General features: G+C 51.4%; 12 protein-coding genes. 3 read left to right on the top strand and 9 right to left on the bottom strand.

Features of this window, described 5'->3' with window-relative positions; all coding sequences use genetic code 11:
- Nucleotides 1-54: 54 nt before the first annotated feature.
- From HRU73_RS11460 to hsdR, 3 genes are read right to left on the bottom strand one after another with little or no spacing between them, the layout of a single operon-like run.
- The gene (locus HRU73_RS11460) at nucleotides 55-1,359 is read right to left on the bottom strand and encodes a restriction endonuclease subunit S (protein ID WP_287398762.1); all 1,305 of its coding nucleotides are present in this window, start codon (nucleotides 1,357-1,359) and stop codon (nucleotides 55-57) included.
- The gene (locus tag HRU73_RS11455) at nucleotides 1,346-2,782 is read right to left on the bottom strand and encodes a class I SAM-dependent DNA methyltransferase (protein ID WP_287398761.1); all 1,437 of its coding nucleotides are present in this window, start codon (nucleotides 2,780-2,782) and stop codon (nucleotides 1,346-1,348) included. Before HRU73_RS11455 ends, HRU73_RS11460 begins: the two co-directional genes overlap by 14 nt.
- Before the next feature lie 24 nt (nucleotides 2,783-2,806).
- On the bottom strand, nucleotides 2,807-5,194 hold the full coding sequence (gene hsdR / locus HRU73_RS11450) for an EcoAI/FtnUII family type I restriction enzme subunit R (RefSeq protein WP_287398760.1): 2,388 nt from the start codon (nucleotides 5,192-5,194) through the stop codon (nucleotides 2,807-2,809).
- Nucleotides 5,195-5,288: 94 nt separating this feature from the next.
- Between hsdR and HRU73_RS11445 the strand changes: the two genes are divergently transcribed.
- Nucleotides 5,289-5,645: a hypothetical protein gene (locus HRU73_RS11445; protein ID WP_287398759.1), complete on the top strand. Its 357-nt coding sequence runs from the start codon at nucleotides 5,289-5,291 to the stop codon at nucleotides 5,643-5,645.
- Between the two features lie 149 nt (nucleotides 5,646-5,794).
- Here the strand turns inward: HRU73_RS11445 and HRU73_RS11440 are convergent, their stop codons facing one another.
- The 6 genes from HRU73_RS11440 to HRU73_RS11415 form a co-directional block, all read right to left on the bottom strand.
- Nucleotides 5,795-6,376 (bottom strand): PIN domain-containing protein, encoded by a 582-nt coding sequence (locus tag HRU73_RS11440; RefSeq protein ID WP_281871830.1) that lies wholly within the window; start codon nucleotides 6,374-6,376, stop codon nucleotides 5,795-5,797.
- Between the two features lie 41 nt (nucleotides 6,377-6,417).
- Complete coding sequence (locus HRU73_RS11435) at nucleotides 6,418-7,134, bottom strand: endonuclease NucS domain-containing protein (RefSeq protein ID WP_281871829.1); 717 nt, start codon at nucleotides 7,132-7,134, stop codon at nucleotides 6,418-6,420.
- A gap of 408 nt (nucleotides 7,135-7,542) precedes the next feature.
- Nucleotides 7,543-7,788, bottom strand: coding sequence for an antitoxin (locus HRU73_RS11430; RefSeq protein WP_281871828.1), 246 nt, complete (start codon nucleotides 7,786-7,788; stop codon nucleotides 7,543-7,545).
- 107 nt (nucleotides 7,789-7,895) lie between these two features.
- A complete protein-coding gene (locus HRU73_RS11425) occupies nucleotides 7,896-9,704 on the bottom strand; it encodes an ABC transporter ATP-binding protein (RefSeq protein WP_287398758.1) in 1,809 nt (602 codons plus the stop codon).
- A gap of 187 nt (nucleotides 9,705-9,891) precedes the next feature.
- A complete protein-coding gene (gene ssb / locus HRU73_RS11420; protein ID WP_011112916.1) occupies nucleotides 9,892-10,341 on the bottom strand; it encodes a single-stranded DNA-binding protein in 450 nt (149 codons plus the stop codon).
- Complete coding sequence (locus tag HRU73_RS11415; protein ID WP_281871290.1) at nucleotides 10,342-11,700, bottom strand: MFS transporter; 1,359 nt, start codon at nucleotides 11,698-11,700, stop codon at nucleotides 10,342-10,344.
- Between the two features lie 115 nt (nucleotides 11,701-11,815).
- On the opposite strand from HRU73_RS11415, the gene uvrA reads away from it, so the two are divergent.
- Together uvrA and HRU73_RS11405 are read left to right on the top strand one after the other, a co-directional pair.
- On the top strand, nucleotides 11,816-14,647 hold the full coding sequence (gene uvrA / locus HRU73_RS11410; protein ID WP_287398757.1) for an excinuclease ABC subunit UvrA: 2,832 nt from the start codon (nucleotides 11,816-11,818) through the stop codon (nucleotides 14,645-14,647).
- Between the two features lie 5 nt (nucleotides 14,648-14,652).
- Entirely contained in the window at nucleotides 14,653-15,936 is a 1,284-nt protein-coding gene (locus tag HRU73_RS11405; RefSeq protein WP_287398756.1) for a glycerate kinase type-2 family protein, read from the top strand.
- Nucleotides 15,937-15,947 lie beyond the last annotated feature (11 nt).

Below are 15,947 nucleotides of genomic sequence, written 5' to 3'. Positions count from 1 at the left end.
CGCCACCGGTAGGCAAGCAGGCTCTCCGACATGGACAACTGGCTTTGCCAAGCGTTAATAATCTCCATAAACCATAGCGTCAGACAAATGGGCGCTGGTCTGGAGTGTTACCGATGCGGGTTCGGCTTCGTTGTTATGATTGAACGCTTCTTGCAATACCGCCTGCATCAGCTGTTCGGCGTGGGCCTGATTTTGGGTGATTTGGGCTTCCAGTTGATCGCAGAGAGCCAACAGTTTTTCAACTTTGGTGACGATAGCTTTTTGTTCTTGAAATGGTGGAAGCTGCGTTAATAGCGGATAAACTCTCTTTCCACTTATTACGGGCTGTGCACCGTTGAATGACGATTTACCTAAATCCATCTGCTTAAGGTGTAACGCTAAATAGTTGATTTCAATGTTATGCTTACTGAAGTAAACCCTGAAACAGTTATCAGTTATCCATGCAAATACAGGCGTTAAGTGAACAGCACCACAGTAAGCTCCTACACGACCAATCGTAACAGCAACCTCACTCGTGTTATATGCATTATGGTACCCATTAATACCGTTACCACCGAATACAGGAATTCCCCCCTCTTTCATTTCAGCGGATGTAAGGCCATCCCCTGAGCTAATGTTTATTAAATCTCCCAACCGACACCACCCCCACCCTTGCGGAAGCTCAAACGGTTTTTCCCCATCTGTGATTGGTAGCAGCGATTTCTGCGCTTTGATTTTCTTATCTTTGATCAGTTGTTCTTTTTCAGCGGCGATGCGTTTGAGCAGTTCGCTGGCTGGTTCGATATCGGGGTTTTGCGCGCGCCAGTCGGCAGTGAGTTTGCCTTCAATAGCTTCCTGCAAAATCTGTTGGCGCAATTTTTTCAGCAGGGTTTGTTGATGAGTGAGTTCAGATTTGAGTTCATTTTCTTCAATGATTATTGACTTGAACCGTTTAACAATCTCACGTTGCCTCTCAATAGAGGGCAAAGGAATTTCAATATCCTGAATTTTCTTAATCGATAATGCCACATTGGCAGCACCACTCATCAGTGGCACCAAAACCTGATCTTTCAACTGAGATAGATACAAATGAAGAAACTGAATATTCAGCCTGTTGTCGTCTTTGCTGGTTAGCGCAACCAGGATTGAACCAAGCGCAAATTTTCCTTCCTGGTAGTGAACATTTTTCAGGCTGGCATGACCGTGCCCTGTTGAAGACACAAGAGGAATACAAACGGCTTTGGCATCAAACTGATATGTGTTGCAGCTTTTTCGTTCAGCTCCGGTGGTTACTAATGGATAATCGCCAGGCTCTGCCTTAGCCAATCCTGTAGAGCCTTTCTCGAACTCACACAGTTCTTTCAGCTTAATTACTTCCACTACTCAGCTCCTTGCGCAACTGCTCCAGCAACTGATCACCCTTGGCGAAGGACTGATGCAGCAGGTCGAGCAGTTCGATGCTGCTGTATTGCTGTTCTTCTTCGGCACGGTGCGGGTTTTTGATGTCGAGGTTGTAGCCATTGGCTTTGATCGTGTCGATATTCACCTGCCAGGCCTGCTCGTTGACCTCTCGGTTCGCCCACCAGCTTTTCAGGATGTCGAACTCGGCCAGTTGAATGGGTTTGGTTTTGGAGTACGCCTTGTAGCCTTCCGGCAGTTTGTGCTCGTAATACCAGATGTTTTTGGTGGGTTCACCTTTGGTAAAGAACAGCAGGTTGGTAGCCACCGAGGCATAGGGCTGAAACACGGAGTTGGGCAGACGCACGATGGTGTGCAGGTTGCAGTCTTCCAGCAGTTTCTGACGAATGCGTTGTTTCACGCCGTCGCCGGTGAGTGAACCATCGGGCAGCACAATGGCAGCACGGCCACCCTCTTTGAGCAGGTGAATCATCAGAATCAAAAACAGATCGGCTGATTCTCTGGTGCGGTAAGTTTGCGGAAAGTTGTTTTCGTTGTTGTTGGATACCACGCCGCCAAAGGGTGGATTGGCGAGGATGACATCCACCCGGTCTTTGCGGGTGTATTCGCTCAGGGGGCGTTGCAGGGAATCGCCGAACTGAATATTGGGCGTGACAATATCGTGCAGGATCAGGTTACTGTTGGCCAGCATATAGGGCAGCGGCTTGTATTCCCAGCCACACACATTCTGACCAATGGCTTCTCGCTCGGCCACAGTATTGGCAGTGGCTTTGAGGTGTTCGATCACCGCTGTTAAAAAACCACCGGTGCCACAGGCGGGATCGAGCACGGTTTCACCATGTTCAGGGTTGATCATGTCGGTCATAAACCGGGTGACGGCGCGCGGGGTGTAGAACTCGCCCAGCGTGCCCGCGCTTTGCAGCTCGCTCAGAAAAGTTTCATAAATCTGGCCAAACAGGTGCAGATCTTTGCTGTTGTTGAAGTCGATTTCATTCAGTTTGTTGATGACCTGGCGCAAGTGAATGCCGGACTTCATGTAGTTGTAGTTGTTGGCAAATACTTCATGCACCAGCACTGCTCGACGATTAGCAGTGGAAAGATCGAGATTGGATAACACGGAAAACAGTTTGCGATCGACAAATTGCAACAGTTCGTCGCCGGTCATACCTTCGTCATCACCGGCCCATTCATCCCAGTGCAGTCCGGCGGGAATGGGCGAATGGTAGTGATCGTCCATCAGCTCCAGCTCTTTGTCCTTATCGCTGAAAATTTTCAGAAACAGCATCCAGCCCAGTTGCAGAATGCGCAGCTCGTCGCTGCCGGTGCCGGTATCCTGCCGCATGATGTTGCGAGCGGATTTAACGATGCCTGATACGTTTGTCATTACATTACTGCTCTTTTTTGTTTGCTACGCCCTTTGATACAGCGCTTGTTCCAGTTGAGTCAAGGCTTGCAAGTAGTATTGCTTGCCGCCAAAAAATTTGATGATCTCGGTCGGGGTGCCAAACTGGTCAAAGGGATTGACCTTGAGCACCTTGATGTCTTCGATATTTTCTATGCCCTCATCGGCGTATTTGTCCAGCAGGGCTTCCAGCACTCTGCGCGCCTGCTCGCCATATTGAGTGAAGACATCGCGCTTTCTCACTTGCTTTGCACGTTCGGCACGGGTGAGCGGTGGCTGATCGAAGGCGGTATGGCAGATCAAATCGAAGATGTCCATTTCCTTGCCAATGGCTTCTTTGAGGTTTTCCAGCACAATGCCCTGTTCGGTCAACTCGTCGATAATGGCCTGTTTTTTGTCAGCACTGTGCCATTTGGTGAGAAAGTCGTTCAGTGATTGATACTGCTCGCGTACCATCTGCCGGGTGTAGTCTTTCAGGCTGCCGGTGATCAGTTTGCCATTGCCATCCATGTACTGGATACGTTCGTTGAGAATCGCCACATTGACGCCGTTGACGTAGTACTTGGCGTATGGCTGGCTGATGATATTGCCCCCAGTGATGATTTCAGGTACTTCAGGGTGTGGATCGAAAATAATTTCTTCACCGGTTTCATCGGTAATGGATTCGTCATCAGCGAGTTCCTCTTCCGGGCTTTCAAACTCGTCATCTTCGCCCAGCTCTTTTACGCGTACCGGATCACCATCGAAATCCGGATCAGCAAACAAATCGGTGACATTGCGAAAATCGATGATGGTGAAAAAGGTTTTGCCGAATGCTTCGTTGATGCGAGTACCACGCCCGATGATTTGTTTGAACTCGGTCATGGAACCAATGTTGCTGTCGAGTACGATCAGCTTGCAGGTTTGGGCATCGACACCGGTGGTCATCAGCTTGGAGGTGGTGGCAATCACCGGATAACGCTCTTCCGGGTTGATAAAGTTGTCCAGTTCTCGCTTGCCTTCGTCGTTGTCGCCCGTGATCTGCATGACATACTTGGGGTTCTGCGCCATCAGGTCGCTGTTGGCGTTGGCCAGTGCGGCTCGCATGCGCTGAGCATGGTCGATATCGACGCAGAACACGATGGCTTTGTCGAAGCGGTTGGTCTTGGTCAGGTACTCGGTGATCTTGTTGGCCACGGCTTCGGTGCGCTCGTCGATAACCAGGCTCTTGTCGTAATCCTTACGATTGTAGATGCGATCATCCACCAGTTGGCCGCTCTTGTCGGTTTTGCCTGCCTCCGGTCGCCAACCTTCCAGATCGACATTCAGGCCGACCCGAAGCACCTTGTAGGGGGCAAGAAAGCCGTCCTGTATACCCTGTTTGAGCGAGTAGGTATAAATGGGGTCGCCGAAGTATTCGGTACTGGAAACCGTTTCCGTTTCCTTGGGTGTGGCGGTAAGGCCAATGTGGGTGGCAGTTTTAAAATAATCCAGAATCTCACGCCAGGCACTGTCTTCCGAGGCGCTGCCACGGTGGCACTCGTCGATGACGATCAGATCGAAGAAGTCCGGGCTGAATTCGCGGTAGGCGTCCTTGTCTTCATCGTAGTTGGTCAGCCCTTGATACAGCGCCAGATAGATTTCGTAGGATTTGTCTATTTTCTTGTGTCTGATGACCGTCATCTTGTCTTTGAAATGGCGGAAGTCGCCACGACGTGTCTGGTCGATCAGTGCATTGCGATCCGCCAGAAACAGGATGCGTTTTTTGGCACCCGCTTTCCACAAGCGGTGAATGATCTGAAAGGCAGTATAGGTTTTGCCGGTGCCGGTAGCCATTGTCAGCAAGATGCGCTGCTGGCCGTTGGCAATCGCTTCTACCGTGCGGTTGATGGCGATTTGCTGGTAATAGCGCGGGCTGCGGCTGGTGCCGTCAAAGAAGTAATCCTGAGCGCTGATACGTTCAGCCTCGGGCGTGATGATACCTTTGTAGCGCTTGTAGCGTTCCCAGAGCTGATCCGGGGTGGGGAATTGATGCAGCGGGATTTCACGCTCGATATTGCCGACAGATGCGGTGCGGTCATGCTCAAAAAAACCATCCCCATTGCTGCTGAACACGGTAGGAATATCGAGGATTGTGGCGTAATCCAGCCCCTGCTGAATGCCAGCCATCACCGAATGGGTGTTATCTTTGGCCTCGATAATCGCAACCGGAATATTCGGTTTGTAGTACAGAATGTAATCCGCTCGCTTGCATTTGCCGCGTACTGATAGATTGCCCTTTACATAAATGCGACCGTCGGTAAAGCCAACTTCTTCACGGACTTGTTTCTGCATATCCCACCCTGCCTGCTCCAGCGCAGGCGTGATGAACCTGCTACAGATATCACGTTCTGACAGATCTTTTTTGCTTGTCATCAGCTGGACGGAGTCCTTTGGTTTTTGTGGTATAGATTTATAACGCGAGAATTAGGCAACATCAGCGGCAAGTGGTATTGCCCAGAGCATCTTTGTGGCACCTTACCGTATTTCCGTGGTTGTCACGATAAGTCGTATTGCCGAGGGAGTCTGTCCGGCTGCGAATAGTGTTGCCGTCGCTGTCACGATAAGTTGTATTACCCAGCGAATCTGTACGACTGCGCATGGTATTGCCGTGATCGTCCCGGTAAGTGGTATTCCCCAAAGAGTCCGTTCGACTGCGAACCGTATTGCCTTGATCATCTCGCCAAGTCGTGTTCCCCAGGGAATCCGTCCGGCCACGAACTGTATTGCCATTGCTGTCTCGGCACGTTGTGTTCTGCAAAGAATCTGTGCGACACCGTGTTTGCGCAAAGCTATCGAATGGTACAACGACAAGAACAATAAATGACAACAGAATTACTTTGAACATGAGTCTCCCTGATTGTCCTGTGTAGTGGAGCATTGCTCGTCATAGCTGACTAATGTAAAGCCGTGGCTTTATCGCACAGCATCCCGCGATGGAAGGAAATGAGGTTGAGCGTCGTTAGGTTGGGCTGCCTAGAATTCATAGGTAATGATGTTACTGGTTTCCGAGATCATTTTATTGGCAAAAAGAATGTTAATGATTCGGTCGATGTCGCTTTGTGCAATATTCTTCTGAAACATTGATGAAATGTGTTGCGATAGAGTCGCTCGCTTGCGAGGCCGCGACTTCTTTTCAGATTTACTTAGAAGTTCAAAAACACGCTTGTAATTAGGCTCTTCAGTAGTAGCAGCCTTTGGTTCAAGTTCAAGCAGGCTGTTGATGCGTTTGCACTTTAATCCATTTTTATTTAGATGCCGCAACAAGGGATCGAAACCCTTGTCTTTGGATAAGACAATACAGTGGAAGTCTGGAGATTTTTCAATCACACGTCCGAGCTGACAAGCAATATAGAAATCCAGAGCATTACTGCCATTTCCATCAACACGTTGCCACTCCACTCGATCTCCAAGTTTCTGAGCACTTGCAACAAGATCAATGGGAACACTTTTTTGGCTTGCACCAACAAAAATCGTAACGTGAAAGTTGCTTTCAAGGTGGCTCAAATCGACTTGCTGAACATTCTCGAAATCGACAAGCAATAATTTGTGGCTCAATTCAACCTCGTAGCAGAAATCAAGATGCCCAACGATTAAGGTTATGCATTTTCTAACTCGAGACTCATTCGATAAATCTTGAGTTGAATATCAGGATTGGTTTCTGTCGCATATCTCAGGCTGTCGTCTATTTCCGCCGCAACAATAGCTCCTCTAATCTCTCGACCAGGAAACTCTCTCTTTGCTAGCCCTAGATACATTGAAATTTGGCCAAATACCCTAAAATCCGCGCGGCCAGATTTTAGCTCCACGATTAACAATTCTCTGTTCTGCGTATTTTCTAGGAGCACATCGATCTTTTTCCCAGATATAACGTACTCAATACCAAGGTTCGCCTCACCATAGATTCTATAGCCGGGGAATAGATCTGAAATCTGTGCACACAGGGTTTTTTGAAGATCTTTCTCATATGAAAAATTAACTGTTGCAACTGTCGTCTCAATGGCGACTGACTCATGAACTTCCTGAACCACATCACCGACCCTATGATTTACAAAAAATTCTGAATAGCGAGCTATTGCGGCCCTAAATCTACTGTGTTGCTGGTATCCGAACTCAGAGAAGCGACCAGCTTGGCTATAGTCATGCGCAATCTGACTAAGGGTGGCTTGATCAGTAATGGCGTATATATCTGTCACACGACCGGTTTCGGTTGAGTAATGCTGCGAAATCTGAAGTATGGCGGATGGGTAGCTCGAGGCTGCTCCAACAGCCGAATAACCGCGCGCGATCAACCACGCCCTGAATAATTCTTCCATTCTATGGGTTCACTCGAATTACATAATGGTAGTAGTAACGGCGATAACGAAGTACAGCGCGGTTGGCATCTCGTTGGCCACATTATTAGATTCGGTCAGTTTAAAAACTGTCTGACCAGATACGAGAGAGAATAAGGCGTAAACATTACCATTCAAACTCTGAAAAGAGCCTGGTTTCATGGGTTACTTGTTTAGCCCTACGGCTTCCCCCTAAAACGAAAAAGGTGTGGCGTAGTTACTGCAGAATATATCCGCGATTGAATATCAGGGTGCGGTCTTGGTAACGATGATGGAAAATGGACGATAGACCAATATCAGCGGGAAAGTATTGTTTCAATCGTTGAGCAACACATCCAGCTGTATCATTCAAAATCGAGATTAAGGCATTTGTATCCAGCAGGTACCGCATCAGTTGAACAGATCATCCAGTTCAGGATGTTCCTGAAGCACATCCTGTTCCTCAGATGTCTGTTTAAAATCTGCATCGATTGGTGCTGATAAAGCATCCAGCCACGCCCAATCAGTTGGAATCGATTCCAGTATGATTGCAGTACCATACCGCCTGATTCGAACCTCATCGCCATCGATGCGATATTTTTTTGGCAGGCGGATTGCTTGAGATCGTCCTGTCCAGCAAATTTTAGCTGTTTCCATCACTCCCTCACATCTTGATATGTATCACAAAGATATATAGCAAAACCTTCCCGAAAGCAAAAGGTAACCACCTGAATAGCAACCAACGGTAAAGTGACGATTATTCGTCAGTCGTTCTGTTCCGTTTCTTCGACCAAAAATCCGTCTGCCTGCCTACTCCAAAGTTGGGTATAGGCACCATTGGCAGCCAGCAGTTGAGCATGGCTGCCATCTTCGATGATGCGTCCACGGTTGAATACCAGGATGCGATCCAGATGTGCGATAGTGGAAAGGCGGTGAGCAACCACGATCACGGTTTTGTTCTTCATCAGCGCAGACAGGCTGTTCTGGATGGCCTGTTCGGTAATCGAATCCAGACTGGAAGTGGCTTCGTCCATGATCAGGATGGGCGCATTTTTAGCGATGACGCGAGCAATGGAGATACGCTGCCGCTGGCCGCCGGAGAGTTTCACGCCACGTTCGCCCACCAGTGATTCGTACTGATTGGGCATGCGTTCGATAAATTCATGTGCATCGGCACCGCGTGCAGCCAGTTCGATCTCCTCCCGGGTAGCACCGGGACGGCCATAGCGGATATTTTCCAGCAGGGTGCGATGAAACAGTCCAGGGTCCTGCGGGATCAGGCTGATCTGTTCATGTAGAGACTGCTGGGTGACTTCCCGGATATCCTGACCATCGATCAGAATACTGCCCTGCTGAGGGTCGTACAGCCGCAAAATCAGGTTGAGCAGTGTCGATTTTCCTGAGCCGGAATAGCCCACCAGCCCTACCCGCTGCCCGCCCTCGATACGTAAATCGAGATTTTCGAATACCGGATTGTCAGGAGAATAACCGAAGGTGACACCGCGCAGCTCGATACAGCCGCGGGTAATGTGCAATGGTTGCGCGCCGGGGCGATCGACGATTTCATGTTCGCGCACGATGATACCCACCCCGTTGGCAATATTGCCGATGTATTCGAACAGATCGATGAAACGGCGGCTGATGTTACGCACTTCTCCGATGATCAGCAGCGAGAGACTGATGCTCATCACAAAATCGGCCACGGAGATCTGGTCCTGCTGCCACAACCATAAGGCAAACAGCAGTGTGCCCACCTTGAGTGTCGACGCCAGCAGGAACTGGAACCAAAGTATTTTCTCATTCGACCAGAGCCAGCGCCGTGAAGCGGCAATCTCGTTGTTCAGGAAACTTTCCAGGTAGCCGCGTTCGAAACCCAGCATGGCGAACAACCGCACGCTGGCAAGGTTGGTCACGGCATCCACCACTTTGCCGACTGTAATGCTGCGCGCCTCGGCCGATTTATGCGCCAGCGGCCGGCAGCGCCGCGCCAGCCAGTAGGAAATACTCAGGTAGAGTAATGCCCATACCAGCGTAAACAGCGACAGGGGAATGCTGGCGTACCACAGCAGGATGATCGAGACGGTCAGTGTGACGACAATGGGTAGGAAATCGAACACCAGTGTCCATAATGTCATGTTGACGCTGGTCGAGGTTTCCGAGATGCGGCTGGCCAGCGCACCAGCGAAGTTGTTGCTGAGAAAACGATGCGAATGGTGCTGCAGGTAGGCGTACAGCTCGCTCGTCACCTGCGCCCGTAATCGCGGTGCAATGACAATGCGGCAGGAGGCACCGGCACGGCTGAATATCACTTCACCGAGGTTGAGCAGCAGATAAAGCCCAAGCGGAAAAGCGACTGCCGAAAAAATCTGTTCTCGTACCGTCAGGGAATCAGTAACACCACCCACGATCTGGCCAATGGCATACGGCGTGAGAATGCTGCTGGCAGATGAACCGATTTCCAGTACCACGACCAGCACACACCAGCCGTAATAATGCCGGAAGAAATGCAGCAGAAAGGCAAAAGGCTCGCTCGGCAATGCCGGCGCGTGCGCGGGATGATGAGATTCGTCCATCAGAAATGACGGGAAAAGAATATTTGTGCCGAATGTTTGTATCTTACGGCTACCGGCTTTGCAACCGGATAAATCCAATACTGGCCGCAATTATCGCGGCCGGATCGGCCATTACGTGCTCGGGTCTGGTATGGGAAATCCAGACCAAACCATATTGATTTCAGAGAACTGCGTATCCCGTCTGGTTTCAGAACGGAATATCGTCTTCCATATCGTCAAAACCTGTATTCGATTTGGCAGGCGGGGTACTTTGACTTTGGTAATCATGATCCCGGTCGGCCGGAGGATCATAGCTGCCGCCTCCCGAACGGCCTCCCAGCATTTGCATGCGATCCGCGACGATTTCGGTGGTATAGCGCTCCACGTTGGATTTATCGGTCCATTTGCGTGTTTGCAAGCGGCCTTCGATATAAATCTGCGAGCCTTTTTTCAGGTACTCCCCGGCAATTTCAGCCTGTTTGCCAAACATGACCACCCGATGCCACTCGGTACGTTCCTGCTTCTCGCCCCCTTTGTCTTTCCAGGTATCGGTGGTAGCGATATTCAGGTTCGCCATGGCGTCGCCGCTGGGCATGTAACGAATTTCAGGATCACGGCCAAGATTGCCAATCAACATGACTTTGTTCAGTGATGCCATCTATATATTTCCTTCCAGTAACTGAACCACTTTTTCTTCATCAAACCCCTTGAGGTCAACCTTCAGGTAAGCCACCTGCTCGTTGGCCAGCACGAGGGCCTCATAAACGCCGGGTAATGCTGCCAGTTCGCGTGACAGGCCATTGGCTTCATCGGAATCCATTTTTCTGACCTGATACATTCTGGAACGAACCGCGGCCGGTGCCTGCATGGTGACGGCCAGCACCAGCCAGAGAATCAGCAATCCGCTGCACATTGCCGCCAGGGCATAAAAGCCGAAATGCTGAAACAGATATCCACCCAGGCCGGCGCCGACGAAAGCACCCAGAAATTGTGTGCTGCTGTAAATGCCGATAGCCGTTCCTTTGGCACCGACCGGCGCAATTTTCGAAATCAGTGAAGGTAGACTGGCTTCGAGCAGATTGAACGCTGCGAAGAACAGCAGTAACGCAAACACCAGCCCCCAGAATGATGCGTTAAAGATTGCCAGTAAAATTTGTGCCAGCAGCAGCAATGCAATGGCCGCAATGAAAACCCGTTTCAGCTGGGCTTTTTTCTCGGCATAGATGATAGCAGGCACAATCAGCAGTATGGAACCGACCATTACCGGAAAATAGACCTTCCAGTGATCAGCAGCAGCCAGACCTGTTTCCCGCAATGACAACGGTATGCTGAGCCAAAGGGCCATCAGCACCGCATGCAGGGCAAAAATACCATAGTTCAATCGCAGTAGTTGTACATCGCGAATGACGCTGCTGAAGCGGGCGGCAGTCACCTCGGTATCCGAGTGAAAACGGCTGACGACCGGATCTGGCACTATCTTGTGCACCACCCCTATCGCGATTATGGCCAGACATCCGGTGATCACAAAGATACCAGGCACACCGACCCATTGATCCAGCAGAGGAGCGATGACCAGCGACAACGCGAAAACCATACCGATGCTCATACCGATCATTGCCATCGCCTTGGTACGGTGTTCTTCTCGCGTCAGATCAGCTGCCAGTGCCATGACAGCAGCCGAAATGGCACCCGCACCCTGGATGATGCGCCCCAGAATCACCCAGTAAATGTCGGTTGCGCCCGCTGCGACAAAACTGCCCAGTGCGAACAGCACCAATCCGAGATAAATGACCGGTTTACGCCCGATGCGGTCAGACAGCCAGCCGAATGGAATCTGCAGGATCGCCTGCGTCAGCCCGTAAGCGCCCAACGCAATACCGATCAGCGTGTAATTGTCTCCTCCCGGCAATTCCTTGGCGAAAAAAGTAAAGACCGGCAGGATGATGAACAGACCGAACATGCGGAGTGCATATACGCCCGCCAGACTGGCGGAAGCTCGTATTTCCACTCGGGACATTTTTTCGGGGAGTTTGGTTGCTGTATTAGGCGCTGGTGAAACAGACATGAAGCGTAATTGTGATAAAACCGGGAAGTTGGGTATATTATCAGGTTGACTCATTCTTAGATAGCTAATGGAACTCATCAGAATCCGTGGTGCACGGACACATAATCTCAAAAATATCGACCTTGATCTGCCGCGCAACCAGCTGATCGTAATTACCGGGTTGTCCGGCTCCGGAAAATCTTCGCTGGCTTTCGATACGCTCTATGCAGAGGGCCAGCGGCGCTACGTCGAATCACTTTCCGCCTATGCCAGACAGTTTCTGCAGCTGATGGAAAAACCGGATGTCGATCTGATCGAAGGGCTGTCGCCAGCCATCGCCATCGAGCAGAAAGCCACTTCGCACAATCCGCGTTCCACCGTGGGAACTGTCACTGAAATACACGATTATCTGCGTCTGCTGTTCGCCCGCGTGGGGGAACCGCATTGCCCGGAGCATGGTATCGGGCTGGCAGCGCAGAGTGTTTCACAAATGGTCGATCAGGTTTTGCAATTACCGACAGACACCCGCCTGATGATACTCGCGCCGGTGGTAACCGGACGCAAGGGTGAACAGGCGGAATTGTTCGATGAGCTGCGTGCACAGGGTTTCGTGCGCGTCCGGCTGGACGGGGAAGTGTACGATATCGATGCACTGCCAAAATTACAGAAAACCAAAAAACATACGATCGAAGTGGTCGTCGATCGCCTCAAAATTTCCCCGGAAATCAAACAGCGACTGGCGGAATCATTTGAAACCGCATTGCGCCATGCCGAGGGCAGGGCACTGGCGGTGGAAATGGACAGTGGCAAGGAATACCTGTTTTCAGCCAGATTCAGTTGCCCGGTGTGCAGTTATGCCTTGTCCGAACTCGAACCACGTCTGTTTTCCTTCAATAATCCCGCTGGCGCCTGCCCCAAGTGTGATGGTCTGGGTCAGATCACCTTTTTCGATCCGGCACGGGTGGTGGCCTTTCCGTACCTGTCGCTCGCTGCAGGCGCCATTCGGAGCTGGGATAAGCGTAATCAGTTCTACTTCCAGATGTTGCAGGCGGTGGCAAATCACTATCACTTCGATCTGGAAATTCCGTTCGAGCAGTTGAGCAAGGAGGTGCAACAGGCCGTTCTGTATGGTTCCGGCAAGGAAAAAATCACTTTTACTTATCTCAACGAACAAGGTCGCGCCCATCAGCAGGTTCATCCCTTCGAAGGTATCATTCCCGGCCTGGAACGCCGTTATCGGGAAACCGAATCACAAACCGTACGTGAGGAACTGGCCAAATTCATCAATGCGCGTGAATGTCCCGAATGCGGAGGGACACGCTTGTGCCGTGAAGCCCGGCACGTTACGGTCAATGGCGAAACGATTTTTGCCATCAGTGCCTGGCCGCTGCGGCAGGCAAAACAGTTTTTCGATGGCATGGAACTGACAGGCCACAAACAATCCATTGCAGAACGTATCATCCGGGAGATTTCCAGCCGCTTGCAATTTCTCAATAATGTCGGGCTCGACTACCTTTCGCTTGATCGGTCCGCCGATACGCTTTCCGGTGGTGAAGCGCAGCGTATCCGCCTCGCCAGCCAAATTGGCTCCGGGCTGACCGGTGTCATGTATGTGCTGGATGAACCTTCGATCGGATTACATCAGCGCGATAATGAACGCTTGCTGGATACCCTCAGGCATCTGCGTGATCTTGGTAACAGCGTCATCGTAGTGGAGCACGACCAAGATGCCATCCTGCTGGCGGATCATGTAGTCGACATGGGTATTGGAGCGGGTGAGCATGGCGGCTGTGTGGTGGCAGAAGGTACACCAACGGCCATTCAGGCAAATTCTGCATCACTGACCGGACAATACCTTTCCGGCAAACGCTCCATTGCCATTCCATCCACTCGCACCCCGCCCAATCCGGAAAGGATGTTGACGATCCGTGGGGCAGCCGGCAACAATCTCAAGCAGGTACAGCTCAATTTACCGGTCGGCTTACTGATTTGCGTAACTGGTGTTTCAGGTTCAGGAAAATCCACCTTGATCAACGATACGCTGTATCGTGTCGTGGCACGCCATTTGTATGGCAGCCATACTGATCCGGCTGCTTACCAGGAAATCGACGGGCTGGGGTTTTTCGACAAAGTCATCGACATCAACCAAAGCCCGATCGGACGCACTCCGCGTTCCAATCCCGCGACTTACACCGGCCTGTTCACACCCGTACGTGAATTGTTTGCCGGCGTGCCACAAGCCAGAGAGCGCGGCTATTCACCCGGCAGATTTTCGTTCAACGTCAAGGGAGGGCGCTGCGAAGCCTGTCAGGGAGATGGTGTCATCAAGGTGGAAATGCATTTTCTGCCGGATATTTATGTTGCCTGCGATGTTTGCCACGGGCAGCGTTACAACCGGGAGACGCTGGAAATCCAGTACAAGGGCAAAAACATTCACGAAATTCTGCAGATGACCGTCGAAAATGCCCATGCATTTTTTGAAGCTGTGCCGACCATCGCACGCAAACTGCAAACCTTGCTGGATGTGGGGCTGGGATATATCACGCTGGGGCAGTCTGCCACGACACTATCCGGTGGCGAGGCTCAGCGCGTCAAACTGTCTCTGGAGTTATCCAAGCGCGATACCGGCCGCACACTCTATATTCTCGATGAACCCACTACCGGCCTGCATTTCCAGGATATCGACCTGTTGCTCAAAGTCCTGCATCGCCTGCGCGATAACGGTAATACTGTGGTCATCATCGAACATAATCTGGATGTGATCAAAACCGCCGACTGGATCATCGATCTGGGTCCGGAAGGAGGGGCAGGGGGGGGCAGAATCATTGCCGAAGGGACGCCGGAAACGGTAGCGTCGATCCCCGGCAGTTTTACCGGGCATTTTCTCCAGCCATTACTCTCCACCACGCTGACGGGGTAAATTATATGAATCCACGTGAATTGCTGCTCGACAGTTTCCGTGCTGCTATCGATGCAGCTGATCCGCAAAAGATTGTCCCCGCTCATCTGCCTGAACCACCTCCGGGGAACACACTGGTCATCGGTGCAGGCAAAGCAGCCGCAGCCATGGCGCGCGCAGTCGAAGCACACTGGCCGGCTGGCAATCATCTGGAAGGTATCGTAGTCACACCTTATCGCCATGGACTGGCGACCAACAGCATCATGGTAATCGAAGCCAGCCATCCCATCCCTGATACCCGGAGTGAAATGGCTTCCCGTGCCATTCTGGAATCGGTACGCATGCTCAAACCGGATGATCTGTTGCTGGGGCTGTTCAGTGGCGGCGGATCGAGCCTGTTGTCCGCGCCCGTTCCCGGGATAACACTGGAGGAACTGAAATCCATCACTCATCAACTCTTGCTGTGTGGCGCTTCGATCCAGGAAATCAACATCGTGCGCAAGCATTTATCCACGGTGCTGGGAGGGAAACTGGCGGCCGCCAGCCGAGCACCAGTGCGCTGCCTGATCATTTCGGATGTCACGGACAATGACCCGAGCTCTATCACCTCCGGACCCTGCGCGCCAGATCCTTCCACCTGGCAGGATGTACTGACGCTGATCGAGCGCTATGCGATCACCGTTTCTCCGCAGGTTATCGAGGTTTTACAGGAAAACAGCCGCAAAAGCAGCAATGGAGGAGAGGGTGAAACACCCAAGCCGGGCGATCCGGTGTTCAGAAATGTGAAAAACCGGATCATTGCAACCGCCCGGCAATCACTCGCCGCTGCGGCACAATTTTTCCAGGCGCAGGGTATCACCCCGCTCATTCTGGGTGATACCGTCACTGGTGAAGCACGGGAAGTCGCAAAAATACATGCCGCCATTGCACGCGAAATACGTCATTACAACAATCCGTACCGGCCGCCTGTCGCACTGATTTCCGGCGGAGAAACAACCGTTACGGTAAAAGGTGCCGGCAAGGGCGGACGCAATGCCGAATTTCTGTTATCACTCGCCATTGCACTCGGCGGGCTGGAAGAGGTATACGCACTGGCCTGCGATACAGATGGTATAGACGGCAGTGAAACCAATGCCGGTGCAGTGATGACACCGGATACGCTGAGCCGGGCACGGCAAGCCGGCATCGATCCGGCGGCTTTACTCGGTGACAACGATGCCTATACTTTTTTTGAGAAGCTGGGCGATCTGGTTGTCACCGGCCCGACCTATACCAATGTAAATGATTACCGGGTGATCCTGATAGTATGATTCATCATGTG

This window comes from Nitrosomonas sp. H1_AOB3, assembly GCF_015709435.1.
Taxonomy (GTDB): Bacteria; Pseudomonadota; Gammaproteobacteria; order Burkholderiales; family Nitrosomonadaceae; genus Nitrosomonas; species Nitrosomonas europaea.
This window is presented reverse-complemented; position numbering and strand designations above follow the sequence as displayed.